Annotated in this window: 21 protein-coding genes; 10 read left to right on the top strand and 11 right to left on the bottom strand. The window is 71.2% G+C overall.

All coding sequences use genetic code 11. The features are described 5' to 3' along the window. Positions 1-29: 29 nt before the first annotated feature. Complete coding sequence (uvrA, locus tag ACFYNU_RS13410) at positions 30-3,044, bottom strand: excinuclease ABC subunit UvrA (RefSeq protein ID WP_356585947.1); 3,015 nt, start codon at positions 3,042-3,044, stop codon at positions 30-32. Positions 3,045-3,272: 228 nt separating this feature from the next. Here uvrA and ACFYNU_RS13415 point away from each other — a divergent pair, with 228 nt between their 5' ends. The 3 genes from ACFYNU_RS13415 (at position 3,273) to ACFYNU_RS13425 (ending at position 5,738) form a co-directional block, all read left to right on the top strand. Continuing rightward, a complete protein-coding gene (locus ACFYNU_RS13415; RefSeq protein WP_356585945.1) occupies positions 3,273-3,959 on the top strand; it encodes a maleylpyruvate isomerase family mycothiol-dependent enzyme in 687 nt (228 codons plus the stop codon). A 10-nt stretch (positions 3,960-3,969) separates the two neighbouring features. After that, on the top strand, positions 3,970-4,626 hold the full coding sequence (locus tag ACFYNU_RS13420) for an MBL fold metallo-hydrolase (protein ID WP_356585943.1): 657 nt from the start codon (positions 3,970-3,972) through the stop codon (positions 4,624-4,626). Between the two features lie 65 nt (positions 4,627-4,691). Continuing rightward, on the top strand, positions 4,692-5,738 hold the full coding sequence (locus ACFYNU_RS13425; RefSeq protein ID WP_356585941.1) for a S66 peptidase family protein: 1,047 nt from the start codon (positions 4,692-4,694) through the stop codon (positions 5,736-5,738). Positions 5,739-5,856: 118 nt separating this feature from the next. Here ACFYNU_RS13425 and ACFYNU_RS13430 read toward each other — a convergent pair whose 3' ends face one another. From ACFYNU_RS13430 to ACFYNU_RS13450, 5 genes are all read right to left on the bottom strand, one after another. Continuing rightward, complete coding sequence (locus tag ACFYNU_RS13430; protein ID WP_356585939.1) at positions 5,857-6,867, bottom strand: TerC family protein; 1,011 nt, start codon at positions 6,865-6,867, stop codon at positions 5,857-5,859. 253 nt (positions 6,868-7,120) lie between these two features. Beyond that, positions 7,121-9,136 (bottom strand): TerD family protein, encoded by a 2,016-nt coding sequence (locus tag ACFYNU_RS13435; protein ID WP_356585937.1) that lies wholly within the window; start codon positions 9,134-9,136, stop codon positions 7,121-7,123. Positions 9,137-9,375: 239 nt separating this feature from the next. Continuing rightward, complete coding sequence (locus ACFYNU_RS13440; protein WP_031231966.1) at positions 9,376-9,942, bottom strand: TerD family protein; 567 nt, start codon at positions 9,940-9,942, stop codon at positions 9,376-9,378. A gap of 181 nt (positions 9,943-10,123) precedes the next feature. Beyond that, positions 10,124-12,241: an excinuclease ABC subunit UvrB gene (uvrB, locus tag ACFYNU_RS13445; protein WP_356585935.1), complete on the bottom strand. Its 2,118-nt coding sequence runs from the start codon at positions 12,239-12,241 to the stop codon at positions 10,124-10,126. Between the two features lie 112 nt (positions 12,242-12,353). Beyond that, on the bottom strand, positions 12,354-13,280 hold the full coding sequence (locus ACFYNU_RS13450) for an MHYT domain-containing protein (RefSeq protein ID WP_356585933.1): 927 nt from the start codon (positions 13,278-13,280) through the stop codon (positions 12,354-12,356). 235 nt (positions 13,281-13,515) lie between these two features. Between ACFYNU_RS13450 and ACFYNU_RS13455 the strand changes: the two genes are divergently transcribed. The 4 genes from ACFYNU_RS13455 to ACFYNU_RS13470 all read left to right on the top strand — a co-directional run bounded on the left by ACFYNU_RS13455 (position 13,516) and on the right by ACFYNU_RS13470 (position 16,919). Beyond that, the gene (locus ACFYNU_RS13455) at positions 13,516-14,424 is read left to right on the top strand and encodes a glycerophosphodiester phosphodiesterase family protein (RefSeq protein WP_356585931.1); all 909 of its coding nucleotides are present in this window, start codon (positions 13,516-13,518) and stop codon (positions 14,422-14,424) included. Between the two features lie 59 nt (positions 14,425-14,483). Beyond that, the gene (locus ACFYNU_RS13460; RefSeq protein WP_356585929.1) at positions 14,484-15,026 is read left to right on the top strand and encodes a methylated-DNA--[protein]-cysteine S-methyltransferase; all 543 of its coding nucleotides are present in this window, start codon (positions 14,484-14,486) and stop codon (positions 15,024-15,026) included. Positions 15,027-15,093: 67 nt separating this feature from the next. Continuing rightward, the gene (locus ACFYNU_RS13465; protein WP_356585928.1) at positions 15,094-16,002 is read left to right on the top strand and encodes a pseudouridine-5'-phosphate glycosidase; all 909 of its coding nucleotides are present in this window, start codon (positions 15,094-15,096) and stop codon (positions 16,000-16,002) included. Continuing rightward, positions 15,999-16,919, top strand: coding sequence for a PfkB family carbohydrate kinase (locus ACFYNU_RS13470; protein ID WP_356585927.1), 921 nt, complete (start codon positions 15,999-16,001; stop codon positions 16,917-16,919). Before ACFYNU_RS13465 ends, ACFYNU_RS13470 begins: the two co-directional genes overlap by 4 nt. 24 nt (positions 16,920-16,943) lie before the next feature. On the opposite strand, the gene ACFYNU_RS13475 is transcribed toward ACFYNU_RS13470, so the two are convergent. Next, a complete protein-coding gene (locus ACFYNU_RS13475) occupies positions 16,944-17,585 on the bottom strand; it encodes a uridine kinase (RefSeq protein ID WP_356585925.1) in 642 nt (213 codons plus the stop codon). A gap of 94 nt (positions 17,586-17,679) precedes the next feature. Next, entirely contained in the window at positions 17,680-19,062 is a 1,383-nt protein-coding gene (locus tag ACFYNU_RS13480) for an amidohydrolase (protein WP_356585923.1), read from the bottom strand. 172 nt (positions 19,063-19,234) lie between these two features. Here ACFYNU_RS13480 and ACFYNU_RS13485 point away from each other — a divergent pair, with 172 nt between their 5' ends. The 3 genes from ACFYNU_RS13485 to ACFYNU_RS13495 all read left to right on the top strand — a co-directional run bounded on the left by ACFYNU_RS13485 (position 19,235) and on the right by ACFYNU_RS13495 (position 21,921). Continuing rightward, complete coding sequence (locus tag ACFYNU_RS13485) at positions 19,235-19,750, top strand: DUF3574 domain-containing protein (RefSeq protein WP_388766175.1); 516 nt, start codon at positions 19,235-19,237, stop codon at positions 19,748-19,750. Between the two features lie 115 nt (positions 19,751-19,865). Continuing rightward, positions 19,866-20,405, top strand: coding sequence for a hypothetical protein (locus tag ACFYNU_RS13490; protein ID WP_356585919.1), 540 nt, complete (start codon positions 19,866-19,868; stop codon positions 20,403-20,405). A gap of 331 nt (positions 20,406-20,736) precedes the next feature. Further along, positions 20,737-21,921 carry a S1 family peptidase gene (locus tag ACFYNU_RS13495; protein ID WP_356585917.1) on the top strand — a complete coding sequence of 395 codons (1,185 nt, stop codon included), beginning with the start codon at positions 20,737-20,739 and terminating at the stop codon, positions 21,919-21,921. Between the two features lie 99 nt (positions 21,922-22,020). Here the strand turns inward: ACFYNU_RS13495 and ACFYNU_RS13500 are convergent, their stop codons facing one another. The 3 genes from ACFYNU_RS13500 to ACFYNU_RS13510 are packed head-to-tail and all read right to left on the bottom strand — an operon-like array spanning position 22,021 to position 26,849. Next, positions 22,021-22,470 carry a hypothetical protein gene (locus tag ACFYNU_RS13500; protein WP_356585915.1) on the bottom strand — a complete coding sequence of 150 codons (450 nt, stop codon included), beginning with the start codon at positions 22,468-22,470 and terminating at the stop codon, positions 22,021-22,023. Positions 22,471-22,515: 45 nt separating this feature from the next. After that, positions 22,516-23,769 carry an SWIM zinc finger family protein gene (locus ACFYNU_RS13505; RefSeq protein WP_356585913.1) on the bottom strand — a complete coding sequence of 418 codons (1,254 nt, stop codon included), beginning with the start codon at positions 23,767-23,769 and terminating at the stop codon, positions 22,516-22,518. Next, the gene (locus ACFYNU_RS13510; protein WP_388766178.1) at positions 23,766-26,849 is read right to left on the bottom strand and encodes a DEAD/DEAH box helicase; all 3,084 of its coding nucleotides are present in this window, start codon (positions 26,847-26,849) and stop codon (positions 23,766-23,768) included. The genes ACFYNU_RS13505 and ACFYNU_RS13510 overlap by 4 nt, the downstream gene beginning before the upstream one ends. Positions 26,850-26,911 lie beyond the last annotated feature (62 nt).

The following is a 26,911-nucleotide window of genomic DNA, read 5'->3' on the forward strand; positions in this document are numbered from 1 at the left end:
CCCCGGGGGACGCCCCGGCCGAACCGGTGTCAGGCCTTCCGGGACCGGGCCGCCGTCTTGGTGGCGGCGGTCTTCGTGGCCGCGGTCTTCTTCGCCGACGTTTTGGCGGCCGTCTTGCCGGCCGTCTTGCCGGCCGCCCTGGCCGCCGTCTTACGGGCCGGTGACTTCGCCCGGCCCGAGGGAGCCGCGTCACTGATCCGCTCCGCGTCGAGGATCTCCCGCAGGAACTTCCCGGTGTGGCTGGTCGCGACCCCGGCCACCTCCTCCGGTGTGCCCTCGGCGACGACGAGCCCGCCGCCGTTGCCACCCTCGGGACCCATGTCGACGACCCAGTCGGCCGTCTTGATGACGTCCAGGTTGTGCTCGATGACGATCACCGTGTTGCCCTTGTCGACCAGCCCCGACAGCACGTTGATCAGCTTGCTGATGTCGTCGAAGTGCAGCCCGGTGGTGGGCTCGTCCAGCACGTAGACCGTGCGGCCCGTGGAGCGCTTCTGAAGCTCGCTGGCCAGCTTCACGCGCTGCGCCTCGCCGCCGGAGAGGGTCGGCGCGGACTGTCCGAGCCGCACATAGCCGAGGCCCACCTCGTTGAGCGTCTTGAGGTGGCGCGAGATCGTCGGGACGGCCTCGAAGAAGTCGAGTCCCTCCTCGATGGGCATGTCCAGCACCTCGGCGATGGACTTGCCCTTGTAGTGGACCTCCAGGGTCTCCCGGTTGTAGCGCGCGCCGTGGCAGACCTCGCACGGCACGTACACGTCCGGCAGGAAGTTCATCTCGATCTTGATCGTGCCGTCGCCCGCGCAGTTCTCACAGCGTCCGCCCTTGACGTTGAAGGAGAAGCGCCCGGGGAGATAGCCGCGGACCTTCGCCTCCATCGTCTCGGCGAAGAGCTTGCGCACATGGTCGAACACCCCGGTGTACGTGGCCGGGTTGGACCGCGGTGTGCGGCCGATGGGCGACTGGTCGACATGCACGACCTTGTCGACCTGGTCGTCCCCGTCTACCCGGGTGTGCCGCCCCGGCACCGACTTGGCGCCGTTCAGCTCGCGGGCCAGGTGTGTGTAGAGGATGTCGTTGACCAGGGTCGACTTGCCGGATCCGGAGACACCCGTGACGGCGGTGAACAGGCCGAGCGGGAAGGACACGTCGATGTCCCGCAGGTTGTTCTCCCGCGCGCCGTGCACCGTGAGCTTCCGGCCGGGGTCGCCCGGCCTGCGGACGTCCGGCGTCGGGATGGCCTTCTTGCGGGCCAGATACTGCCCGGTGATGGACTCCTCGTTGTCCAGGAGCTCCTTCAACGTCCCGGAGTGGACGACCTTGCCGCCGTGTTCGCCCGCGCCGGGGCCGATGTCGACGATCCAGTCGGCCACCTTGATGGTGTCCTCGTCGTGCTCCACCACGATCAGGGTGTTGCCCATGTCGCGCAGCCGGATGAGGGTTTCGATCAGCCGGTGGTTGTCGCGCTGGTGCAGGCCGATGGACGGCTCGTCCAGCACGTAGAGCACGCCGACCAGCCCGGAGCCGATCTGGGTGGCGAGCCGGATGCGCTGCGCCTCGCCGCCGGAGAGGGTGCCGGCCGCGCGGTTGAGCGAGAGATAGTCCAGGCCGACGTCGACCAGGAACCTCAGCCGCTCGTTGACCTCCTTGAGGACGCGCTCGGCGATCTTCTTGTCCCGCGCGTTCAGCGTCATCTGGCCGAGGAAGTCGGCGCACTCGCTGATCGACATCGCGGAGATGTCGGCGATGGACCTGTCCATGACCGTGACGGCGAGGACGAGCGGCTTGAGCCGGGTGCCGTGGCACGTGGGGCAGGGCACCTCGCGCATGTAGCCCTCGAAGCGCTCCCTGCTGGTGTCGCTCTCCGCCTCGGAGTGCCGCCGCTTGACGAAGGAGACGGCGCCTTCGAAGGACGGGGTCGTGTACGCCCGCTCGCGGCCGTACCTGTTCCTGTACCGCACCTCGACCTGGGTCTTGTGGCCGTACAGCAGGGCTTTCTTGGCACGCTGCGGCAGCCCGGCCCACGGGATGTCCGTACGGAAGCCGACGGACTCGGCCAGTCCGCCGATGAGCCGGCCGAAGTACTCCCGTGTGTGGCCGTGCGACCACGGGTGGATGGCACCCTCGTCGAGCGACTTCTCCTCGTCGGGGACGATCAGCTCCGGGTCGACCTCCATACGGGTGCCGATGCCCGTGCAGTCGGGGCAGGCGCCGAAGGGTGAGTTGAAGGAGAAGGAGCGCGGCTCCAGCTCCTCGAAGGACAGGTCGTCGTACGGGCAGTACAGATGCTCCGAGTACATCCGCTCGCGCTCGGGGTCGTCCTCCGGGAGGTCGACGAAGTCGAGCACGACCATGCCGCCGGAGAGCCCCAGCGCGGTCTCGACCGAGTCGGTCAGCCGGCGCTTGGCGCTGCCCTTCACCGTGAGACGGTCGACGACCACCTCGATGGTGTGCTTCTCCTGCTTCTTGAGCTTCGGCGGCTCGCTCAGCTGGATGGTCTGCCCGTCGACGCGCGCCCGGCTGTACCCCTTGGTCTGGAGGTCGGCGAACAGGTCGACGAATTCACCCTTGCGCTCCCTGATCAGCGGCGACAGCACCTGGAAGCGGCTGCCCTCGGGCAGCTCCAGGACCTTGTCCACGATGGCCTGCGGCGACTGGCGGGTGATCGGCCGGCCGCACTCGGGGCAGTGCGGCTTGCCGATCCGGGCGAAGAGCAGCCGGAGGTAGTCGTAGACCTCGGTGATCGTGCCGACCGTCGAGCGGGGGTTGCGGGAGGTGGACTTCTGGTCGATGGAGACGGCCGGCGAGAGGCCTTCGATGAAGTCGACGTCCGGCTTGTCCATCTGACCGAGGAACTGCCGGGCGTACGAGGACAGCGACTCGACATAGCGACGCTGTCCCTCGGCGAAGATCGTGTCGAACGCGAGGGAGGACTTGCCCGACCCGGAGAGCCCGGTGAAGACGATCAGGGAGTCACGGGGAAGGTCGAGCGAGACGTTCTTGAGATTGTGTTCGCGAGCGCCACGGACGATGAGACGGTCGGCCACGCCGGTCCGCACCTTTCTAGAGAGAAGCAGGGGCGGAGCCCCCTTCCCAGAGTAATGGGGGTCGCCAGAGCGATGGACTGACTGAAGGAATGACCCGGGTCACTGGGGCACCGGGTTGCGAGGGCTCCTTACCAGGATGCCTCCGCCGAGCTTATAGCACGCGCATTCGATTTACGGCTGCTTGTCGCTGCCTTCACCCGAAGGAGTGGTGGGACTATCGTCGCCCTCATGCTTGATCATGTGCGCGACCTGGAATCCCTGCGTGAAGCGACCGAGCGGCTTCTCTCCGCGGCCGCCCGACTGGACAACGCCTCCGTGGCCGAGCCGTCACGGCTGCCGGGCTGGAGCCGTGGCCATGTACTGGCTCATCTGGCCAGGAACGCCGACGCGCTCGTCAATGTGCTCGAAGGCCGGCCCATGTACCCGGACGCCGTCACCCGGGACACCGACATCGAGCGGGACGCCCCGCGCCCCCTGGACGCCCAGGTCGCGGACGTACGCGCCACCGCCGAGCGCTTCCTGCGGGTGGCGGCCGTCCCCGCCGACTGGGCACGCACGGTCGCACTCCGTAACGGTGTGACGGATGTCGCCGCCCGGGTCCCGTTCCGCAGGCTCGTAGAAGTCCAGCTGCACCACGTCGACCTCGGCATCGGCCTGGAACTCGAAGATCTCCCCGACGACTTCGTCGAACGCGAGACCGACTTCCTGACCGAGCGCTTCGCCGGGCACGCCGACGTACCCCCGCTCGCCCTGACCTCCCCCGACGGACGGACCTGGCGCACCGGCCGCGCCGACGGCACTCCGGCCACCGTCACGGGCCCGGCGGCCGACCTCATGGGCTGGCTCGCCGGCCGCCGCGACGGATCGGCGCTGAGCACATCGGACTCCTCGCTGCCCGTACTGCCTCCGCTATAGGCTGAGTCGTATGACATACAGCGGAGCCGTGAAGATCGACGGACCGGCCGATGTGCACGAGTTGACCGACCTGATGATCTCCAAGGTCGCCGTCGGCGCGATGAACAACAACGCCTATCTGCTGCGCTGCCGGGCCACCGGGCAGCAGCTGCTGATCGACGCGGCCAACGACGCGGCGACGCTCCTGACGCTGATCGGTGACGACGGCATCGTGTCCGTCGTCACCACCCACCGGCACGGGGACCACTGGCAGGCGCTGGCCGAGGTCGTGGCCGCCACCGGCGCCGTGACCTACGCCGGGCGGTACGACGCCGAGGGGATCCCCGTCCCGACCGACGTGCCGGTCGAGGACGGCGACACGATCGGGTTCGGCCGGATCGAGCTGACCGCGCGCCATCTCGTCGGCCACACCCCGGGCTCGATCGCCCTGGTCTACGACGACCCGCACGGCCACCCGCACCTCTTCACGGGCGACTGCCTCTTCCCCGGCGGCGTGGGCAACACGCACCAGGACCCGGCCGCCTTCGCCAGTCTGATCAACGACGTCGAGACGAAGCTCTTCGACCGGCTGCCGGACGAGACCTGGGTCTATCCCGGCCACGGCGACGACACCACGCTCGGCGCCGAGCGCCCGCAGCTGCCCGTCTGGCGCGAGCGCGGCTGGTAGCGGGCGTCGGCGGGGCCCGGAAAACCGGCTGCGCCCCGTTCGGCGCGCTCATTACGCTCCGCCGTATGCAGCCGCCGACGTATCCCCCGAAGCCCCGCCCCGGCGACCGGATCGCCGTGCTCTCCCCCTCGTCCGGGCTGCCGGGTCTGCTCCCGCTGCCGTACGAACTCGGCCTGACCCGGCTGGAGAAGGACTTCGGCCTGGTGCCGGTGGAGTATCCGACCACCCGGAAGATGGGCTCGACACCGCGCGAGCGGGCCGACGACATCCACGCCGCCTTCGCCGATCCGACGATCAGAGCCGTCATCGCGAGCATCGGCGGCGACGACCAGATCACCGTTCTGCCGCTGCTGGACCGCGAGTTGATCCGCGCCCATCCCAAGCCGTTCTTCGGCTGGAGCGACAACACCAATCTGCTGGCCTATCTGTGGAACACCGGGATCGTCGCCTTCCACGGCGGCAGCGTGATGTGCGAGCTGGGCCGGCCCGGCGCGATGGATCCTCTTACGGAGGCGTCGCTGCGCGCCGCGCTCTTCACCTCGGGGCCGTACGAACTCACCCCCGCCACACGCTTTCGCGACACCGACCGCGACTGGGCCGACCCGGAGACCTTCCGCTCGGAGCCGCAGACCCAGCCGGGCACGGGATGGACGCTGCACGGGCCGCGGCGGGTGGTGGAGGGCCGGACCTGGGGCGGAAATCTGGAGACCCTGTCCGGGCTGCTCACGGCGGACCGCGAGATCCAGCACGACCTCTGCGCGTACGACGGCTGTGTGCTGCTGCTGGAGACCTCGGAGGAACTGCCGGACGCCGACGAGGTCTTCCGGATGCTGTGGGACATGGGCGAGCGCGGGCTGCTGCGGCGCTTCCCCGCGCTGCTGATGGGACGGCCCAAGACCTGGTCCCTGGACCGGCGGAACAGCCCGGAGCAGTCGGCGCGCTACGCGCGGGACCAGCGCGCGGCGGTGGTGCGGGCACTGGACATCTACGCCCCCGACACGATGGCCGTCCTGGACGTGGACTTCGGGCACACGGATCCGCAGTTGGTCATTCCCCACGGCGGTACGGCGCGGGTGGACGGACCGGCGCGGCGCGTCACCGTCACCTACTGAACCGCGGGGGCCGGCCGGCGTACGGACGGGACCGGGGCGAGCGGCTGGCAGCCACTCGCCCCGGTCCGGGTGTCTCGTACTCGCGTCCCGTACGTCGTGTCCCGTACGAGGGGCGCGGTCAGGCCTCGATGTCGGCCTTGCCCTCGCTGTTCTTGCCCTCGACCTTGCCCTCGGCCTCCTCGCGCTCCGACTGCTTCCTGGAGGCGATCAGACTGGTGATCGTGGTGATGATCAGCACACCGCAGATGACGGCGAGCGAGAACGAGATGGAGATCTCCGGGACATGCACCCCGTTCTCGTGCAGTGCGTGCAGCACCAGCTTGACGCCGATGAAGCCGAGGATCACCGACAGGCCGTAACTGAGGTGGACCAGCTTCTTGAGCAGGCCGCCGATCAGGAAGTACAGCTGCCGCAGACCCATCAGCGCGAAGGCGTTGGCGGTGAAGACGATGTACGGGTCCTGGGTCAGACCGAAGATCGCCGGGATCGAGTCCAGTGCGAACAGCACATCGGTGGTGCCGATGGCGATCATGACCACCATGAGCGGGGTCAGGATGCGCTTGCCGTTGTTCTGGATGAAGAGCTTCGTGCCGTGGTACCTGTCGGCGACGCCGAAGCGCTTCTGGACCGACTTCAGCAGGCGATTGTCCTCGATCTCCTCCTCTTCCTCACCGGCGCGCGCCTCCTGGATGAGCTTCCAGGCGGTGTAGATCAGGAACGCCCCGAAGATGTAGAAGACCCACGAGAAGGTGCCGATGATCGCCGCACCGGCCGCGATGAAGATGGCACGCAGAACAAGGGCGATGAGCACACCGACGAGCAGCACCCGCTGCTGGAGGTGTGAGGGCACCGAGAACTTCGCCATGATCAGGATGAAGACGAAGAGATTGTCGACACTGAGCGACTTCTCGGTGATGAATCCGGCGAAGAACTCGCCCGATGCCTGGCTGTTGCCGAAGATCAGCAGGCCGATGCCGAAGAGTACGGCGAGAACGATCCAGACGATCGTCCAAATACCGGCTTCCTTGATCGACACGTCATGGGGCTTGCGCCCGATGAGGAAGTCGACCGCGATCAGGGCACACAGACCAAGAATGGTCAGGGCCCACAAAGTCCATGAAACGTCCACTGCGCCTCCGGCGTCGTACGGCTACTGATCAGCGTCGTCGCTGCCGGAGGTCTCTTCCACCCGAGCGTCTCATCTGCGCCGGCGGGCCGACGCCCCGGGACCGATGGCGGTCCGTATTGACGGGTACGTCGCGGTGCGGGAGTACTCCCCTCCGTTCAATGGAGAGTACAGGAAACACCAAGAAAAGGTAAAGTCCCGGTTCAAGCGGTTGCCAAGGTGCAGGTCAGCTGCCATGTGGCCGGCTACGGGTGGATCAACGGCGCCAGGCGCGCCGCGCCTCGGCGACCCGGTCGAGCACCTGCCGGAGTATCTGGCTGCCCGGGGGCATCGTCAGCGGTTCGAACGTCCACGCGTGCCCGACCCACGGGTCGGCGAGGTGGTCGTCGGCGACCGGTGTGATCCGCAGCAGCGAGCGCCAGAGCGGGTCCAGCACAGGGCCGTACGCGCTCGCGTCCTCGCGGTCGGCGACCATCATCAGATGGACACCGACGGCCGGGCCCTCGTCGGCGAGATAGCGCAGCTGGGTGACCGCCCGGTCGTCGAACCCGTGCGGGAAGTCGTTGACGATGAGCAACTGCTCGCCGGTGTCGAGATCGGGTGGCAGCGAGTCGGCCGCGCCGCCCCTGATGGCCATCTGCACGAGGTCCACCCGCTGGGTGAGCTTCGCGAGCGCGGCGGAGACACCCGCGGCGCCGCGCGCCGGTGGCTGGTTCAGCACGCCCGCGGCGACCAGCGGGGCGAGGGACATGGCTGCCGAGCCCGCGGCGTCGATCACATGCACGGTGAACTCGCCCGGCGGGTACGCCGCGAGGAGGCGTGCGGCATGACTCACCGCGTTGTCCACGGCGAGTGCGCGCAGCTGCCCCTCGTCCAGCATCAGGGCGGCCTCCGAGCCCGACCGGCCGCTGTCGATCCACAGGCCGCGCTCCAACGGGAGCCTGACCAGCATCGGGATCCGCAGGTCGGTGCGCTCGGGCAGATGGAGATCGCCGAGGCGCAGCGCCATCGGGTTGTCCATCGGGACGCGGTAGGCGTGCCAGACGGGGTTGTCCCAGCGGGCGTACGCGGGCGGCAGGGCGGGCTCGACGACCGCGGACTCGGCGGCGAGCTGGCCGAGGTCCCGGTCGAGGGCCTCCCGGGCCTGGTCGGTGAGCTGGTCGCGCTTGGCGCGGGCCACCTCGCGGGCCCTGTCACCGGTGCCGCCGATCCTGCTGCGCGGGTCCGACAGCACCCGGTCCAGCTCCTGATCCATGCGGGACTCGGCGAAGTCGACGGCGCTGCGGTACGCGGCGGTGGCGCGGGCCAGGTCCTCGAACATGCCCCACACCTGGTTGTACAGGCGCTCCTCCATGGACCAGCCGGTCGCGTCGCCCGCGACCGGGCGGGGCGCCTGACCGGGCTGTGCCGGAGGGGCGGCGGGCGGCGGCGGGGTGGGCGGAGCCGTGGTCTGCCGGCGCGGATGCGTGTAGTTGACCCGGCCGCCCGCGGTGCCTCCGTGGGAGGCGGCGGCGGGCTGCTGGCCCTGGCCGTCCGCCGGACCGGCGGGCTGCTGGCCGGGAGTGCCCGGCAACTGGTGCGGCGTCGCGCCGGTGCCGGCGCCCGCGGCGCCCCCGGCGCCCCCCGCGGTCTGGCCCGGCTGGGTGGCCGTGGCGGACCGGTCGGAGCGGACACGTACGCCGTCCGGTGTGCCGGTCAGCGGCGTCTGGATCGCGCTGGCCATGTGCCGGGCCACCGTCTCCTGGATCCCGGCGGCGAACTCGACGGCCCCCGGCAGGCCCTGGTCGCCGAACAGCTCGGCGAGCCCGCCCGCGTACCCCTGGCCGACGGCGCGGACCTTCCAGGCCCCCTGCCTGCGGTACAGCTCCAGGGCGACGACGGCGGACTCCGCCTCGAGGCCGGTGATGGTGAAGCTGGCGATCTCGGTGCCGTCGGTGGCGGTGACGGCCGCGAACGGGGCCGCCGTGGTGCCGAACCTGGTCGGTCCGCCGACGCCTTCGGGGAGCGCGAGCAGGACGTGCACCAGATGCGCGCGGTCCGGTACGGCCCCCAGGTCGACATGGAAGCGCAGCCCGGCGGCGGCCTGCCGGGACACCTCGATGCCGGGCAGCGTGGGTGAACCGGGGTGGGCGATCCACTCGACGCCGAGGACCGTGCCGCGGTCGTCGCCGAGGGTGGCGCACGCCAGGACCGGTGCTCCGGCAGTCACCCGGATCTCCAGTCGGCTGTGTGGCAAGGGATGGTTCTGCCCCCGGACCAGCTCGGCCGTCATCGCCTCTGTCCCCTCGTCGGTCCCGCTTCGGTGCCCCGTAGTGATGTCGTTCTGTGGTGCCGTGCCCGAACCGCCCGGTGAGACCGTTCGGCCGGTGCTGGATGCTGCTGGGTGGTGCGGATGGCGCTGCCCGGTGCCTGGTGCCTGGTGAGACTGTCTGTCGACAAGCCCTGGGCAAGCGGTGCAGCTCCCGGCGGCCTTGCCTCCGGGAGCTGCGCTTGCGCTGGCGGGAGCCGTGCCTACAGGTGCGGCAGGATCGCCGGCATCAGGTCCTGGAACGTCCGGCCGTTGGCCGGGTTGCCCAGGGCGGTCATCTGCCAGCCGGCGCCGGCGCGGTGCACCTTGGCCATGATCTGCGCGGTGTACTGACCGCCGCCGTCGAGCGTGTAGCGGGCGAGTTCGTCGCCGTTGGTCTCGTCGACGATGCGGCAGAAGGCGTTCTGCACCTCCTGGAACGTCTGGCCGGTGAACGAGTTCACCGTGAAGACGATCTGGTCGATGTGCACCGGGACCCGCTGGAGGTCGACGAGGATCGCCTCGTCGTCGCCGCCCTGTCCGGCGCCGCCCACGAGGTTGTCACCGGTGTGCCGCACCGAGCCGTCGTCGCTGACGAGGTGGCGGAAGAAGACCACGTCGACCGGCTGCTTGTCGGCGAAGAGCACCGCCGAGGCGTCCAGGTCGATCTCACGGGTGCGCGACCCGAACAGGCCGCGACGCGGGGCGGCTTGCCAGCCGAGCCCCATGCGTACCGCGGTCAGGGTGCCGCCGCCCCTCTTCTCCAGGCTGATGGCCTGCCCCTTGGTCAGGTTGACCCCAGGGCCGCCGGCACTGCCCTTGGATACGTCGACCACGCGCTGTCCCCTCTCGGAAGTTCCCCCGCAACCGTCCATGTGTGCGGTTGTCCCGTACCCTACGCAGTCGCACTGACAGCGCAGGAGACTTCGGCCGTTTTTGTGTCGGTCTTGCAACACACCAGGTACGGCGCCGTCAGGCCAGCCCCACTTCCCTCATCTGCCGCAGCTCCTTCTTCAGTTCGCCCACCTCGTCACGCAGCCGCGCGGCCACCTCGAATTGCAGATCGGCCGCCGCCGCACGCATGCGTTCGGTCATCTCCTCGATGATTCCGGCCAGTTCGGCCGCGGGCCGGTCGGTGACCACCGCGCCCTGCTTGCCCGCCGGGCCCGACCGGGAGAGGGACGGCACCGGGGCCTTCGCCTGCTTGCCCTCCTTGCCCTGGCGGTAGCCCGTGCCGAGCAGTTGCTCGGTGTCGACCTCCTCGCGCGCGATGGTCGCCACGATGTCGTTGATCTTCTTGCGCAGCGGCTGCGGGTCGAGTCCCCGCTCGGTGTTGTACGCGATCTGCTTCTCACGGCGGCGGTTGGTCTCGTCGATGGCCTGCTCCATCGCCGGGGTGATCTTGTCCGCGTACATATGCACCTGGCCGGAGACGTTGCGCGCCGCGCGGCCGATCGTCTGGATCAGCGAGGTCCCCGAGCGCAGGAAGCCCTGCTTGTCGGCGTCGAGGATCGCCACGAGCGACACCTCGGGAAGGTCGAGACCCTCACGCAGGAGGTTGATGCCGACGAGGACGTCGTACTCCCCCGCGCGCAGTTCGCGCAGCAGCTCGATACGGCGCAGCGTGTCGACGTCGCTGTGCAGATAGCGGACCTGGACGCCCAGTTCGAGGAAGTAGTCGGTCAGGTCCTCGGCCATCTTCTTGGTGAGGGTGGTGACCAGGACGCGCTCGTCCTTCTCGGTGCGGGCGCGGATCTCGTGCACCAGGTCGTCGATCTGGCCCTCGGTGGGCTTGACGACGACCTCGGGGTCGATGAGCCCGGTGGGGCGGATGATCTGCTCCACGTACCCGTCGCCGCGCGAGAGTTCGTACTTGCCGGGCGTGGCCGACAGATAGACCGTCTGGCCGACGCGCTCCTGGAACTCCTCCCACTTCAGCGGGCGGTTGTCCAGCGCGGAGGGCAGCCGGAAGCCGTGGTCCACCAGGGTGCGCTTACGGGACGCGTCGCCTTCGTACATCGCGCCGATCTGCGGCACGGTGACATGCGACTCGTCGATGACCAGCAGGAAGTCCTCGGGAAAGTAGTCGAGGAGGGTGTTGGGCGCGGTGCCGGGCGAGCGGTCGTCGAAGTGCATCGAGTAGTTCTCGATTCCCGAGCAGGAACCGATCTGGCGCATCATCTCGATGTCGTACGTGGTGCGCATGCGCAGCCGCTGGGACTCCAGGAGCTTGCCCTGCCTGTCCAGCTCGGCCAGGCGCTCCTCCAGCTCGCGCTCGATGCCGTTGACGGCCTTCTCCATGCGCTCGGGCCCCGCCACGTAGTGGCTGGCCGGGAAGACGTACAGCTCCCGGTCCTCGCTGATGATCTCGCCGGTGAGCGGGTGGAGCGTGGACAGGGCCTCGATCTCGTCGCCGAACATCTCGATGCGCACGGCCAGTTCCTCGTAGACCGGGAAGATCTCGATGGTGTCGCCGCGGACGCGGAAGGTGCCGCGGGTGAACGCCATGTCGTTGCGCGTGTACTGGATGTCGACGAAGCGGCGCAGCAGCTGGTCGCGGTCGTACTCCTCGCCGACCTTCAGCGGCACCATCCGGTCCACGTACTCCTGGGGCGTACCGAGGCCGTAGATGCAGGAGACGGACGCGACCACGACCACGTCACGGCGGGTGAGCAGCGAATTCGTCGCCGAATGGCGCAGCCGCTCGACCTCGTCGTTGATCGAGGAGTCCTTCTCGATGTAGGTGTCCGACTGGGGGACGTACGCCTCGGGCTGGTAGTAGTCGTAGTACGAGACGAAGTACTCGACGGCGTTGTTGGGCAGCAGCTCGCGGAACTCGTTCGCCAGCTGGGCCGCCAGCGTCTTGTTCGGAGCCATCACCAGGGTGGGGCGCTGAAGCTTCTCGATCATCCAGGCCGTGGTGGCCGACTTGCCGGTACCCGTCGCGCCGAGCAGGACGACATCCTGCTCACCTGCGCGGATGCGGCGCTCCAGATCCGCGATCGCCGTCGGCTGGTCGCCGCTGGGCTGGTAGGAGCTGATGACCTCAAAAGGCGCCAAAGTACGTTCGATCTTGGAAACTGGCCGCATGTATCCACCGTACGACCACCCACTGACAGTCGAGGGTGGATCACCCGTCGCAGCGCCCCCGCGACCGCCCCTGGAACCGCCCACCAGGTCACCGGTCGGCTCACCCGCCGGGTCACCAGTCGTGGACGCCCCGCGACCCGCCGCCTCTCCCGGCGGCCCCGGACCGTCGGGAGAGCCTCTCCTCGGCGCTCTCGCCGTACGTGGGCTCCGGGCGGGCCCGCTGGGCCGGCACACCGGGCAGGGCGCGCTCGTGGCCTCCCCGGCCCCCGGGCGCCGGGGCGCCGCTCTCCTGCCCGCCCATGACCATCAGCGGGTCGAAGATCACCACGACGGCCGCGAGCAGCAGGAAGACACCGGGCCCCACCAGCATGGGCCCGAGCAGCGTGGCCGCCGGTTCGCCTCCTTCGACGCCTCCGGCGGATCCGTCGGGGACTCGCAGATGGACGTGGACGGCCGCCATGCCGGTGTAGTGCATGCCGGTGACGGCGACACCCATCGCCAGGCTGGCGGCCAGGCTCATCAGCAGACTGTGCACGGACGAGGCGGCCCACAGCGCCACGGTGGCCGCCACGACGGCGATCGCGACGGAGCCGCCGACGGTCAGCGTGTCGTACTCGATGCCGCCCTGGAGGCGGATTCCGGCCATGCCCAGGTAGTGCATGCTCGCGATGCCGAGGCCGGTGACGGTGCCGCCGGTGACCAGGGCCATCGTGGTCGTGCCGCGGTATCCCACGATGAAGATGCCGAGGCCGACCATGACGATGGACAGGGCGAGGCTGGCGAGCGTGGTGGCCGGGTCGTACGTGATGGGCGTCTCGGCGACCGCGAAGCCCATCATGGCGATGAAGTGCATGGTCCAGACGCCCGAGCCGATCGCGATGGCCGCGAGCGCGAGCCAGCCGGCCTTGCGGCCGCGTTCGGCCGTGTGCAGGGATCTGATGGCGCAGCGCAGGCCCAGCGCGCCGCCGAGGCAGGCCATGAGGAAGGCCGCCACGGGGGTGATCAGGCCGTAGCTGAATCCGTCGGTGGTGCCCTGCATGTGGTACGCCCTTCGCTCCTGATGAGCCGTCTGCGGAAGCGCTGGTCCGGGGGCGAGGGTATGACCAGCGGCTCGGCAAGCAAACATCAGGTCACCCTTTTGTCGACATGGGGACGGTCTCCGGGGCCGGCTCGGGCGCATTCCGTTCACGTTGTGGCCAACCTTCGCCTGTCGCGTGTTGGCCGCCGACTGTCACTCTCGGCCCGTCTGTGATCGATCGACGCAAGGAGTCCACGTGTACGCACGCACCTCTGTGACCGCGACCGTCGCGCTGCTGGGAGCCGCCGCGCTGGTTCTGCCGGGGACCACGTCGGCCGCCGCGCCCCGGGCCGACGCCCCGCAGACGTCCGCCGGGTCCGCCCGGCACGGCGCCGATCCGCTGGTCATCGCGCACCGCGGCGCCTCCGCCTACGCGCCGGAGAACACCCTCGCCGCCGTCGACAAGGCCGAGGAGCTGGGTATCGACTGGGTGGAGAACGACGTCCAGCGTACGAAGGACGGCGAGCTGGTCGTCCTGCACGACACCGACCTCAAGCGCACCACCGACGCCGAGCAGGTCTTCCCCGACCGCGCTCCGTGGAATGTGAAGGACTTCACCGCGGCGGAGATCGCGCGGCTGGACGCGGGCAGCTGGTTCGGCGCCGGGTTCGCGGGCGCGCGGGTGCCGACGCTGAAGCGGTATCTGGACACCGTCGAGGACAACCGCCAGAAGCTTCTTCTGGAGATCAAGGCGCCCGAGCTGTACCCGGGCATCGAGAAGGACATCCTGCGCGTGCTCCGCGCGGAGGGCTGGCTGGACCGCTCGCACGTGCGGAACAAGCTCGTCATCCAGAGCTTCGGCGCGGACAGCGTGAAGGCCGTGCACGAACAGCGGCCCGATGTGATCACCGGATTCCTCGGTACGCCGGCGGTGGCCGACCTGCCGTCGTACGCGAAGTTCACCGACCAGATCAACCCGACGCACTCCTCGCTGACCGCCGAGTACGTGGCCGCCGTGCACCGGCTGAAGGGCGCGCACGGCAAGCGGCTGACGGTCAGCACCTGGACGGTCAACGACGCGGCGGGCGCGCTGCGCGTGGACGCGTTCGGCGTGGACGGCATCATCACCAACAACCCCGACGTGGTGCGGAACGCGGTGGGCTGAGCGGCGGTCCGTGGCGGGAACGGGGCGCGTTGTCAGACCCTGGCCGTAGCGTTGTCGGCATGAACAGCAAAGCGCCGTCGGTGCGGTGGGCCGTCGTCGGAAGCGACATCGGTCCGCTGCTGCTGGCCGCCACCGGTGAAGGACTTGTGACAGTTGTCTTCCACGCCACGACCGGGCGCCGGGAGGCGGCACTTCGGCAGCTGAAGGGGCGGTTCGGCGTCGAGCCCGTCGAGGATCCGACGGGCCGGCTCGCCGAGCCGATACGTCAGCTGGCGGCCTTCTTCGACGGCACCCTCCGGGAGTTCGAGCTGCCGCTGGACTGGTCGCTGTCGGGCGGCTTCAACCGCCAGGTGCTCCGCGAGCTGGCGGCCGGCGTTCCGTACGGCACGGTCGTCGGCTACGGCGAGCTGGCCGACCGGGTGGGCAGTCCGGGCGCGGCCCAGGCGGTCGGCGCCGCGATGGGGTCCAACCCGCTGCCGATCGTGGTCCCGTGCCACCGGGTGGTGGAGAGCGGCGGCGGACTGGGCGGCTTCGGGGGCGGTCTGGAGACCAAGCGCCAGTTGCTGGCGCTGGAGGGCGTACTGCCCGCGCCGCTGTTCTGACGCCGCGCGCCGTATCCACCCCGGCGGCCGACGTTTGCGGGGCCCCGTCCCGTGCCAGGGATGGGACATGCCTGACACGACACCGCTGCTGTCCCCCGAGGTACGCGACGCGCTCGACGCGCGCCGGCCCGTCGTCGCGCTGGAGTCGACGATCATCGCGCACGGTCTGCCGCGACCGCGCAATCTGGCCGTCGCCGAGGAACTGGAAGCGCTGGTACGGTCCGGCGGCGCCGTCCCCGCCACCGTCGCCGTACTGGACGGCCGGGCCCATGTGGGCCTGGACAAGGACCAGTTGGAGCGGGTCGCCGGAGACCCTTCCGTCCGCAAGCTGGGCCACCGTGATCTGGCGCCCGCCCTGGCCACGGGAGCCGACGGCGCGACGACCGTGTCCGCGACGGCGTTCCTCGCCGCCCGCGCCGGGATCCGGGTCTTCGCCACCGGCGGCCTGGGCGGTGTCCACCGCGACTGGGTCCGGGCGCAGGACGAGTCGGCGGATCTGCGGCTGCTCGCCGAGACCGGGATCACGGTGGTGTGCGCGGGCGTGAAGTCGATCCTCGACGTACCGGCGACCTTGCAGCGGCTGGAGACCCTGGGCGTCGGGATCCTCGGCTACGGCACGGAGCGCTTCCCCGGCTTCTATCTCACCTCGTCCGGGGAGCCCGTGGACTGGACGGTGCACACCCCGCGGGAGGTCGCGGCGGTGATGGCCGCCCAGGACTCGCTCGGCGGACCGCGGGCGGCGCTGATCGTCGCCAACCCCGTACCGGAGGCGGACCAGCTCGATCCGGAGCTGCACGACCGGGTGCTCGCCGAGGCGCTGTCGGAGTGCCGGGAGCGGGGCATCGGCGGGCAGGCGGTCACGCCGTTCCTGCTGGGCGAGCTGATGCGGCGGACCGGCGGGGCGTCCCTGGAGGCGAATCTGGCCGCCGTACGCGGCAACGTACGACTGGCCGCGCTGATCGCGGCGGCGCGGTGAGCGAGGGGCGCCCCGTCGACGGCGACGCGGGCGCGCTGCTGATCGTCGGGGACGTCGTCACCGATGTGGTGGCCCGGCACCGTAAGCCGCTCACGCACGGCACGGACACCGCCGCCGAGATCCGCACCCTGCCGGGGGGCGCCGGCGCGAACGCGGCGTGCTGGGCGGCGTTCACGGGCTGCTCGGACGTCCGGCTGCTCGGCCGGGTCGGCGCGGACGCCGCCGGCTGGCACGAGGAGCGGCTGAGGGCGGCGGGCGTCCGGCCGCTGCTCGTGGTGGACGACGACGCGGCGACCGCCACCGTCGTCTCGCTGGTCGACGCCTCCGCCGAGCGCACCTTCCTCACCGACAGCGGGGCCGTGCTGCGCCTGTGCGCCGCCGACTGGTCCGCCTCGCTGCTGGACGGCGTGGGCCGGCTGCACATCTCCGGTTATCTCTTCTTCGCCGCCACGAGCCGCGCGGTGGTGCGCGCGGCCGTGGAGTCGGCGCGGACACGTGGCATCCCGGTGAGCGTGGACCCCGCGTCGGTGGGCTTCATCGCGGACCTCGGGCCCGAGGTGTTCCTGTCGGCGGCCGACGGTGTCCACGTACTCCTGCCGAACACGGACGAGGCCCGGCTGCTCACCGGCGTCCCGGACACCGAGAAGGCGGCTGCCGAGCTGAGCCGCCGGTTCCCGCTCGTCGTGGTGACGCTGGGAGCGGAAGGCGCGCTGGTGGCGGCGGAGGGCGCGGTGACGGCGCGCGTCCCGTCCGCCGCCGCGCGGGCGGTCGACTCCACCGGGGCGGGCGACGCGTTCAACGGCGCCTTTCTCGCGGCCCTGCTGGCGGGCGCCGACCCGGTGACGGCGGCGGCTGCGGGCTGCCGCGCCGGCGCCCTCTCGGTCGCCCGGCCCGGCGGCAGACCACCGGTGCCGTAGACGGTGATCCCGCGCGGGAACGGTTCAGTTCCGCCGGGGCGCCCAGGCGGGGTGGCGCGGATCGTCCGCGCGTACGAGGACATCGGCGGCGTCGGCCGGGCCGACCTCGCTCTCGTACCGCTCGAAGGCGGGCAGCGTCCACGACTCGTCCTCGGCGGTACGGCGGCGCAGCGCGGCCGGCGACAGCCGCAGATGCACCGTCAGGTCGAACGGGAACCAGTGGCCGAGCAGCAGCGGACCGTGCACCAACAGCACGCCGCCCGGCGGGAGTTCGACCCGTGGGCTGCGGGTCGCGCGATCGGTCGCGGGATCCCAGAGGTCGGGCAGGACCAGACCGGAGCCGCCCGGTTCCACCGGCCCGAACACCTCGCGCCACAGCGCCCCGGTGTCGAACCAGCCGTCGTAGTACGAGTCGGGTTCGTGCCGCCCGTACTCGTACCGCAGCGACGCGGGCCGCAGGAACCCGCCGGTCCCGACGACCAGCACCGAGCGGCCCCGGAGCCGTAGCGCGTCGGCGAGCGCTTCCGCCGGTACGCCGGGGTGCGCCGCCGGGGCGCCGTCCACGGCGATCCGCAGCCAGGGGCTGCCGTCGTCGGCCTCGGTCTCCAGGGCACGAGCGGCCAGGGCGTCGGTCAGCCGTTCCCAGGTGATCGCTTCGAGTCTCACGGTGCCATCGTGCCCTCCCCACGCAATCCCCCGCGCACCCCCTCACGCGCACCACCTCGCGCGCTCCCCCGTACACTCCCTCACCGAATCAGGACTACGAACCGGCCTCCGGGTCGTAGTCCTGGATACGGCGACCGTGGCCGCGGTCCGTCAACGCCGCCAGCCGGGGGCGAAGTTCCTCGACGATCCGCGGCACGTCGAGCGTCAGGAGCCTGCGGTCGCGCATCAGCACCTTCCCGTCGACGATCGTGGTCACCACGTCGGCGGAGCGGGCGCTGAGGACGAGCGTCGCGGCGTGGTCGTGAATCGGCTGGGTGTGTGGCCCCGTCAGATCCACCAGGATCAGATCCGCCCGCCGTCCCGGGGCGAGGGCGCCGATCCGGTCGCCGAGGCCGACCGCCGCGGCGCTCTGGGTGGTGGCGTGGCCCAGTGCCTGACGGGCGGTCAGCCAGCCGGGGTCGCGTTCCGTGGACTTCTGGGTCAGCGCGGTGAGGGTCATGCTCTCCCAGACGTCGAGGGTGTTGTTCGACGCAGCCCCGTCCGTCGCCAGACCGACGGGGACCCCGATCGAGGCCAGGGCGCGCAGCGGTGTCGTGTCCCAGCCGAACTTGAGGTAGCCCTTGGGAGCGGTGGCGAACGCGATCCGGCCGGTGCCGCTCCGGAGTACGTCGAGGTCGCCGTCGGTCAGCCCCGTCCCGTGGGCGACGAGCAGATCGACGTCCAGCAGTCCGGCGCGGTACAGGGTCTCGATGGGGGTGCGGCCGGTCGCGGCGACGCTCGCGGCCGTCTGCGCGGCGTTCTCCGCCGCGTGGATGTGCACCAACAGATCGTTTTCACGGGCGAGTTCGGCGGTCGCGGCCAGATCGTCGTCGTTCACCGTGTACGGGGCGTGCGGCGCCAGGGACGTGGTGATCCGCCCGTCGGCGGCGCCTCGCAGCCGGAGCGCGAAGTCGAGGGAGCGCTCGCGCCCGGCGGCGCCCTCGCTGGAGAAGTAGCCCCAGCCGAGGTTGGCACGCAGCCCGCTCACCTCGGTGGCGGCGGCGACCTGGTCCATGGCGAAGTAGTGGTCGGCGAAGGTGGTGACGCCGCCGCGGATCATCTCGGCGCAGGCGAGCAGGGCGCCGAGTTCGACGTCGCGGTCGGTGAGATTGGTCTCGACGGGCCAGATCCAGTCGTTGAACCAGTCCTCGATCGGCAGGTCCTCGGCGATGCCGCGCAGGGCCACCATCGGTGTGTGCGTATGGCAGTTGATCAGTCCGGGCATGGCGAGCAGACCGCGTGCGTCGACGCGCTCGACCGCGGGCAGCGCCTCGACGGCGCGCGGGGTGGTGATCGACTCGATGACGCCGTCACGTACGACGATCGCGCTGTCGGCGACGAAGCCGATGCCGTCGGCGCCGCCGCCTTCGTCGTGCGTCAGGGTGGTGCAGCCCGTGATGACGAGATCGGCCGGCCGGCTCTCGGAAACGGTGGTCATCGGAGCAACGTACTGGGCGTGGGGGTGGCGGTCATGCACTCGTGCGGGTGGTTTCGGGTCGGATCGGGTGTCCCGACGGGGTGGCCGGGCGGTTGACCGCGCGTGTGAATCCGCAGGTGAGAGCCCTCCGTGCGGATCGTCCCAGAGAGAGCGAACCGCTTCCATGGCAACTCTGCCGCCCAAGTCGAACACGTCGAACACGTCGACCGTGCCGAACGCGTCCCGGCCCGGCCCCGCTCCGAAACGCCGTACCTGGCTCGCCGTCGGGGCTGTCTCCGCCGCCGTACTGACGGTCGGGGCTCCCGCCGCGTACGCGACCCTCGACAGCGAACAGCGACCCGCCCAGACCCGTCGCGGTGAGGCGTACGTCGAGACCCGGCTCTTCTTCGGTACGGAACGGCCCGACGGCGGGCCGGAGGTGACCGACCGTCAGTTCATGGCGTTCATCGACCGCGAGGTCACCCCGGCGTTTCCGGCCGGGCTGACGATCCAGGAGGGCCGCGGCCAGTGGCGCGACTCCAACGGCGTGATCGAGCGGGAGCGTTCCTACGAATTGGTCCTGCTGTATCCGGCGTCGGAGGCGAGGGCGCACGACTCCCGGATCGAGCGCATCCGGGACGCGTACATCCGCGCGAACGCCCAGGACTCCGTGGCCAGGCTCGACGAGCGGACGCTCGCGGACTTCTGAGCGCGGGGGAACGGGAGAACGCGGGGGGCGCCGGGTACGGGGCGCGGGGGCGCGAGGTACGGGGCGCGGAGGCGCGGGGGTCGTAATCGGCGGCCGTGGCGGGCATTTCTACCTCATGACGGTTCGCACACGCCCCCTGCTGCTCCTCGACGTCGACGGCCCTCTCAACCCGTACGCCGCACGAATGCCCCGGCCGCGCGGATACACGACCCATCATCTGCACCCCTCGAACTGGCTCTCCCGCCAGACCCCGGGATCCCGTGCGCACAGACGCGGACTGCGGGTGCGGCTCAACCCCGCCCACGGTCCGCTGCTCACCGGGCTGCCCTTCGAACTGACCTGGGCCACCGCCTGGATGCACGAGGCCAACACCATGATCGCGCCGGCCGTCGGGCTGCCGACCGATCTGCCGGTGATCGAGTGGCCCGTCCCCTTCCCGACGGATCCCGACGGTCTCTGCTGGAAGACCCGTCCGCTGGTGGAGTGGGCGGACGGGCGCCCCTTCGCCTGGGTCGACGACATGATCACCGAACTGGACACGACTTATGTCGCGACCCATCACGACGGGCCGGGGCTGCTGTTGCGCATCCATCCTCGACGGGGCCTGCGGGAGAGGGACTTCGCGACGCTGACGCGCTGGGCGGAGTTGCTCTGACGGCGCCCCGTCGATGCTCCGCCCGGCGCTGAGAGGCGTTCACGAGTTGCCTTTTGCAACGCTGTAAAAGCCTTGCGGGGAGGGCAGTTGAGGCGTCGTCGTACCGGCCCGTACGCGGCTCCGACACACCCCGGAGGGAATCGTTCCGACCGGCCCGCATCCCTCCCGACCAGGCGAATCGAGCCCGGTCGCGAATTCGTTCCAGCATTGGCATGGACCTGCCTACGATCCTTGGATACGCTCCGGCCGGGGCGATTGAGAGCGCTCTCACTCGTCCGCTGTTCCACTGTTCCATCCCCACGATCGCTGGAACAACCGAAGGGCGAATGCCTTGAGACGCAAGACAGTTGTACGCACCGGTCTGTCCGCACTCCTCCTCATCGGTACGTGGGCGACGGCCGGGCTCGCGCCCGCCTCGGCCGCGGCTCCCGACACCGCGTCCACCTCGGCCTCGACATCGATGTCAGCCTCGGCGGCGAAGGCAGCCGCTTCCGAGGGCCTGCTCACCGCCATGCAGAAGGACTTCGGTCTGACGAAGAGCCAGGCCGTGGCCCGGCTCGCCGCCGAGAAGACGGCGACCGCCGTCGAGAACAAGGCGCGGCGCGTGGCGGGAGCGTCGTACGGCGGCTCCTGGTTCAGCGCGGCCGACAACACGCTCACCGTCGCCCTCACCGACAGGGACAAGGCGGCCGACGTGCGCGCGACGGGCGCCGCGGTCAAGCTCGTGAAGCACAGCGAGAAGGCGCTCGACGCGACCATGAAGCGGATCGACGCGCTCTCCGCGCCGTCCGGCGTGAGCAGTTGGCGGGTCGACCCGAAGACCAACCGGGTCGTGGTGAACGTCCTCGCGTCGAAGAGCGACACCAAGGCGGTCACCGCCTTCGTCGCCAAGGCCAGGAAGACCGGTCCGGTGACGGTCGCGGAGACGACGCACGCTCCCACCACCGTCGCCGCCGGCACCGTCGGCGGAGACCCGTACTACACGGGCAACGTCCGCTGCTCCATAGGCTTCTCCGTGCACGGCGGCTTCGTCACCGCCGGGCACTGCGGCCCGCGGGGCCAGTCGGTACGCGGCTGGGACAACTCCGCCATCGGCAACTTCCAGGGATCGTCCTTCCCCGGCAACGACTACGCGTGGGTGAACGTCGCCAACGGCTGGTGGACCGTGCCCGTCGTCCTCGGCTGGGGCACCATCCCGGACCAGTTGGTACGCGGTTCGAACGAAGCCCCCACCGGCGCGTCGATCTGCCGCTCCGGCTCCACGACGCACTGGCGCTGCGGCAACGTCCTGGCCAAGAACGTGACGGTCAACTACGCACAGGGCGCCGTGCACCAGATGGTCCAGACGAGCGCCTGTGCGGAGGGCGGCGACTCGGGCGGCTCGTTCATCAGCGGTGACCAGGCGCAGGGCGTGACGTCCGGCGCCTCGGGCAACTGCACCAGCGGCGGGCAGAGCTTCTACCAGCCGATCAACGAGATCCTCAGCACGTACGGACTGACCCTGCACACCGCCTGATCGAGACCACGGCTCACGGGCCGGTACGGATCCGCCGCCGGGTGGGCCCCCGGCGGCCGGTTCGTTCCCCCGCTCTCGCCTCGTCGATCGCCGGACGGTTCAGTGGCCGTCCGGCGATTGCGTGCCTTGGTATCCGAGACGCGGCGCGTCGACCCTGCCGGCCTGGACGACCGGGCCGTTCACCGTGCCGCTGATGTTGTTGTGAACGTCGTACGTCTGCCGCGCCTCCGGCTCGGCCGGGGTCAGCTCGTCCAGCAGGGCGCGGAGTTCGGCCGCCGCCGCCGGGTCGGCGGCCAGGGTGCGGCGCAGACGGGCGCGCCACTCCGCGCGGACGTCGGCGATCAGCTCCTGGTCCTCGTCCCCGCGGGCCGCGACCACTTCGGCGCGGCCCGTTTCCAGATCCTCCTCGACGGAGTCACGGGTGGCCGAGCCCCGGCCCGCGAAGAACGCCGAGACCCGGTCGCGTGCCGCGCTCCAGCCGTCCGTCGCCATCTGCTGTACGAGGGCTGTCGCCCCCGCCGTCGCCAGCGCCACCAACTCGGCTTCCATCGGGCCCCCTTGATCCATGAATGGTTACGGAGAAGAGCGTACCGGTCACCGTCCGAGCAGGGCCGTGAGCGCTCCGACGGGATCGGTGTCGGGGGTGCCGCGGGGCCACCAGTCCTCGCGGTCGCGGTCCGACTCGTAGCCGTACCAGAGCCCGTCGCGGCCGAAGCGGAGCTGGAGCGAGGGCTCGGAGAGGCGGTTGCGCCAGGGGCGGAAGTGCGGGAAGTCGGCCGCTATGAGCGCGGGACGGGCCCGGTCGAACGGTCCGGCCGGTGGGTCCCAGGGCTCCTCCAGGACCGCCAGCCCGGCGAGGCCGCCCTGGCGCCAGGCGGCGACGGCGCGGGCCAGGTCCATGGGGCTGTGGTCGGTGCCCGCCGCGAGGTCGCGGTAGAGGGCGCGGGTGGAGGCGGTGAGGCCAGAGCCGGGGTGGGCGGCGGCCAGACGGACGGCGTCCTGCCAGGCGGTGAGGCCCGCGACGGGGTCGATGCCGGTCGCGAGGAACGTGTGCGCGCGGACCGCCGCCTCGGTGGCGAGCAGGTCGAGCGCCAGTGGGTCGGGGGCGCCGGGGGTGTGCGGATAGACCGGCGGGCGGCCGGGGTTGGCGGGCAGCGGGAACGGGGGCGGCAGGAGCCGCGCCGGGTGGGCCGTGAGCGCCGTGGCCGCGTCGACCGTGGGCATGGGCGGTGCGGCGGTGGTCCGTTCGGCGGCGGAGCGGGTGGCGTTGCGGCGGGTCAGGTCGGCGAGGATCTCGTGCTCGCCGCGTCCGCGCATCAGGAACAGCACGAACGGGTCCTCGTCGAGCAGCCGCGCCGTCTGGTAGCAGAGCGCCGCCGCGTGCTTGCAGGGGAAGCCGTCGTCCGGGCAGGAGCAGTCGGGCGTCAGATCGCCGGCGGTGGGCAGCAGGTCGGCCGTGGCGGCGAGCGCGTGCGGCATGTCCTTGTCGAGGAGGGCGGCGATGTGGTCGGGGCGGGCAGCCGCCGCGTCGAGGAGGTCTTCCCAGTCGCCGTCGCCGAGGGTGCGCAGCCGGATCTCCGTACGGTACGGGCGCGGCCGGGAGCCGTGCACATACGCCATGACGCGACCGGGCGTGACCGTGATCGCGTCCACGTGCCCGCCGCTGGCGTAGGCGCGCCCGCGCCGCAGCCTGGCCGGGTCCAGTGCGACGTCCTCCATGGACTCCACCCACGCGTTGCCCCACCAGCTGGCGGCGAAGCCCCCTTCGCCCGCCGGGTCCGGCCGGGACGGCAGAGCGGGGAACGTACGGCGGCGGTCGTCGTGCCGAGGGGCGCGCGGTGCGGTCATGCCGGCCTCCTCAGCGACACCAGATCGGCCAGTTCACGGTCGGTCAGCTCGGTGAGGGCCCCTTCGCCCGAGCCGAGGACGGCGTCGGCCAGGGCGCGTTTGGCGGCGAGCATGTCAGCGATGCGGTCCTCGACGGTGCCCTCCGCGATCAGCCGGTGGACCTGCACGGGCCGGGTCTGGCCGATGCGGTAGGCACGGTCCGTGGCCTGCTCCTCGACGGCCGGATTCCACCAGCGGTCGTAGTGCACGACATGGCCGGCCCGGGTGAGGTTGAGGCCGGTGCCCGCGGCCTTGAGCGACAGCAGGAAGACGGGGATCTCGCCGGACTGGAACCGGTCCACCATCCGCTCGCGCTCCGCCACGGGCGTGCCGCCGTGCAGGAGTTGGGACGGGATGGCGCGGGCGGTGAGATGCGCGGAGAGGAGCCGCGCCATCGACACGTACTGCGTGAAGACCAGGACCGAGCCGTCCTCGGTGAGGATCGTGTCGAGCAGTTCGTCGAGGAGGGCGAGCTTCCCGGACCGGCCGGCGAGTCTGGCCCGCTCCTCCTTCAGATACTGCGCCGGGTGGTTGCAGATCTGTTTGAGCGCGGTGAGCAGCTTCATGACGAGACCACGCCGGGCGATGCCTTCCGCCGCCTCGATGGCGGCCATCGTCTCGCGGACGACGGCCTCGTAGAGCGCGGCCTGTTCGCGGGTGAGCGGCACGGGATGGTCGCTCTCCGTCTTGGGCGGCAGCTCGGGCACGATGCCGGGGTCGGACTTCTTGCGGCGCAGCAGGAAGGGGCGGACCAGCCGGGAGAGCCGCTCCACGGCCTCGTCGCTCGCTGTGGTGCCCGCCGACCCCGCGTGTTCCACGTTCTCCACGACGCGCGCGTGGCGGGCGCGGAAGGACTTGAGCGGGCCGAGGAGGCCGGGGGTCGTCCAGTCGAGCAGCGCCCACAGCTCGGAGAGGTTGTTCTCCACGGGGGTGCCGGTCAGGGCGACGCGGGCGGGCGACGGGATCGTACGCAGCGCCTTGGCGGTGGACGAGAACGGGTTCTTGACGTGCTGGGCCTCGTCGGCGACGACCATCCCCCAGGTGTACGCGGCCAGTTCGGGCGCGCTGCCGCGCATCGTGCCGTACGTCGTCAGGACGAAGCCGTCCCCCGCCCCCTCCAGCGTGCGGCCGGAGCCGTGGAAGCGGTGGACCGGGACGCCGGGCGCGAAGCGGGTGATCTCGCGCTGCCAGTTGCCGAGGAGGGAGGCCGGGCAGACGACGAGCGTGGGGGCCGGGCGGGCGCGGTGCAGATGGAGCGCGATGACGGTGATCGTCTTGCCGAGGCCCATGTCGTCGGCGAGACAGCCGCCGAGGCCGAGCGAGGTCATCAGGTCGAGCCAGGCCAGCCCGCGCAGTTGGTAGTCGCGCAGGGTGGCGTCCAGGGCGGCGGGCTGCGGGACGGCCGCCGGGCCGGAGACGAGCCGGTCACGGAGGACCGCCAGCGCGCCGGTCGGGACGGCCTCGACCGTCTCGCCGTCCACCTCGGCGGTGCCGGTGAGGGCGACGGCCAGCGCGTCGACGGGGTCGAGCAGACCCAGCTCCCGTTTACGAGCCTTCCGCACGAGGTCGGGGTCGATCACCACCCATTGGTCGCGCAGCCGCACGATCGGGCGGTGCGACTCGGCGAGCGCGTCCATCTCGGCCTCACTGAGAGGGGCACCGTCGAGCGCCAACTGCCAGTTGAACTTGAGCAGTTCGTCGCTGTCGAAGAAGGGGGTGCCGTCCGTGGCCGAGCCGGGCGCGGGGCGTACGACGGCGGCGGCCGTGAGCGTACGGGCCAGCTCCCTGGGCCAGTGGACGGCCACCCCGGCGGCGGCGAGGCTCGCGGCTCCCGGCCCGAGCAGTTCGTACAGCTCGTCCTCGGAGAGCGGCAGCGCGGCGGGGACGTCGTACTCCAGCAGCCGGGCGAGCGGCGGCCAGACCCGGGCGGCGCGGCGCAGCGCCAGCAGCGCGTCGATCCGGGCGCGCGGTCCGAAGAGGTCGTCGCCGTCGCCCGCCCAGAGCTGGGCCGCGTCCATGACGAGCGTCGGGTCGGCGAGGCTGTGGATCTGGACGAGAGCGGCCCCGGCGCGCCGCTCCACACCGGACTCCTCGGGGGTCTCCCGTGCGGCCGGGGAGTCGAACAGCTCGTACGCGGACAGGTCGAGGCGCAGCGAGACACGCACCCCGGCGTCCATACCGGCCGCCGCCTCGGCCGCCCACGAGCGGGCGCCGGGCAGATGCTGCGCGGTGTGCGCGGCGAAGGGCGCCCCCGCGGCGAACGCGGCGGCGGGTGTACGGGGCAGGGCGTCGGCGACGGCGTCGAGGAAGGCCCGGACCAGCGCCTCCGGCTCGGGCAGCCGAGGCGGGAGGGGGCCTGGGAGCGGGACGGCGTGGGCCTCGTAGGGCATGGCGGCGGCGATGGCCCGCAGCTGGGCGATGTCGTCCGCGTCGAGCGGTCCTGCCCGCCACGCGTCGTGGTCGGACGCGGTGAGGCCGGGCAGCAGCCGCCCCCGGGCCGAGAGGTGCAGCGCGTGCAGGGCGGCGGCGCCCCAGCAGGCGGCGGAGGGGTGGGCCGAGGGGTCGGAGCGGGCGCGGACCAGCAGGGGCAGGGCGTCGGCGACGGGCAGGAGGACGGCGGTCACGACGCGCGTACGGACGCCGGGGCCGGGATCGTCCGCGCCGGGCTCTTCCTGGCGGAGACGGCCGACACGGGGCACGCCCGCGCCGGCATCGCCGACGCCTGGGTCATCCGCGTGGACACCGTCGGCAACCGGACCGCCCGCACGGACACCGCCGATGCCTCGTTCATCCGTACGGACACCGCCGGCGCCCGGCCCGCCCGCGCGAACACCCTTGGAGCCCGGACCGCCGGCGCCTCGATCATCCGCCTCGGCCGGGGCCACGACCGTCAGGTCCCCGGTGGCGAAGTCGCCCCCGGCGGGCGGGGCGCCCACCGGGGCCCAGAACGCGACACGGCCGTCACGGGGCAGTCCGGCGGGAAGGAAGACCACGGCGCAGCGCGGCAGCGGCGTCGCGTCGCCCGACGCGGATCGCGTCATAGCCATCGTCATCCACTCCCTCCGTCCAGGTCGCCCACCTGCGAGATCCTGTTCCAGATCTT

The sequence above is a fragment of the Streptomyces sp. NPDC006643 genome (assembly GCF_042870175.1).
Lineage (GTDB): Bacteria > Actinomycetota > Actinomycetes > Streptomycetales > Streptomycetaceae > Streptomyces.

Excerpts from the sequence above, each read along its gene's own strand:
- ACFYNU_RS13420 (WP_356585943.1), top strand. The coding sequence starts at position 3,970 with ATGACATACAGCGGAGCCGTGAAGATCGACGGACCGGCCGATGTGCAC.
- ACFYNU_RS13490 (WP_356585919.1), top strand. The coding sequence starts at position 19,866 with ATGACGGTTCGCACACGCCCCCTGCTGCTCCTCGACGTCGACGGCCCT.
- ACFYNU_RS13465 (WP_356585928.1), top strand. The coding sequence starts at position 15,094 with ATGCCTGACACGACACCGCTGCTGTCCCCCGAGGTACGCGACGCGCTC.
- ACFYNU_RS13460 (WP_356585929.1), top strand. The coding sequence starts at position 14,484 with ATGAACAGCAAAGCGCCGTCGGTGCGGTGGGCCGTCGTCGGAAGCGAC.
- ACFYNU_RS13435 (WP_356585937.1), bottom strand. The coding sequence starts at position 9,136 with ATGACGGCCGAGCTGGTCCGGGGGCAGAACCATCCCTTGCCACACAGC.
- ACFYNU_RS13480 (WP_356585923.1), bottom strand. The coding sequence starts at position 19,062 with ATGACCACCGTTTCCGAGAGCCGGCCGGCCGATCTCGTCATCACGGGC.
- ACFYNU_RS13500 (WP_356585915.1), bottom strand. The coding sequence starts at position 22,470 with ATGGAAGCCGAGTTGGTGGCGCTGGCGACGGCGGGGGCGACAGCCCTC.
- ACFYNU_RS13415 (WP_356585945.1), top strand. The coding sequence starts at position 3,273 with ATGCTTGATCATGTGCGCGACCTGGAATCCCTGCGTGAAGCGACCGAG.
- uvrB (WP_356585935.1), bottom strand. The coding sequence starts at position 12,241 with ATGCGGCCAGTTTCCAAGATCGAACGTACTTTGGCGCCTTTTGAGGTC.
- ACFYNU_RS13450 (WP_356585933.1), bottom strand. The coding sequence starts at position 13,280 with ATGCAGGGCACCACCGACGGATTCAGCTACGGCCTGATCACCCCCGTG.
- ACFYNU_RS13425 (WP_356585941.1), top strand. The coding sequence starts at position 4,692 with ATGCAGCCGCCGACGTATCCCCCGAAGCCCCGCCCCGGCGACCGGATC.
- ACFYNU_RS13505 (WP_356585913.1), bottom strand. The coding sequence starts at position 23,769 with ATGACCGCACCGCGCGCCCCTCGGCACGACGACCGCCGCCGTACGTTC.
- ACFYNU_RS13510 (WP_388766178.1), bottom strand. The coding sequence starts at position 26,849 with ATGACGCGATCCGCGTCGGGCGACGCGACGCCGCTGCCGCGCTGCGCC.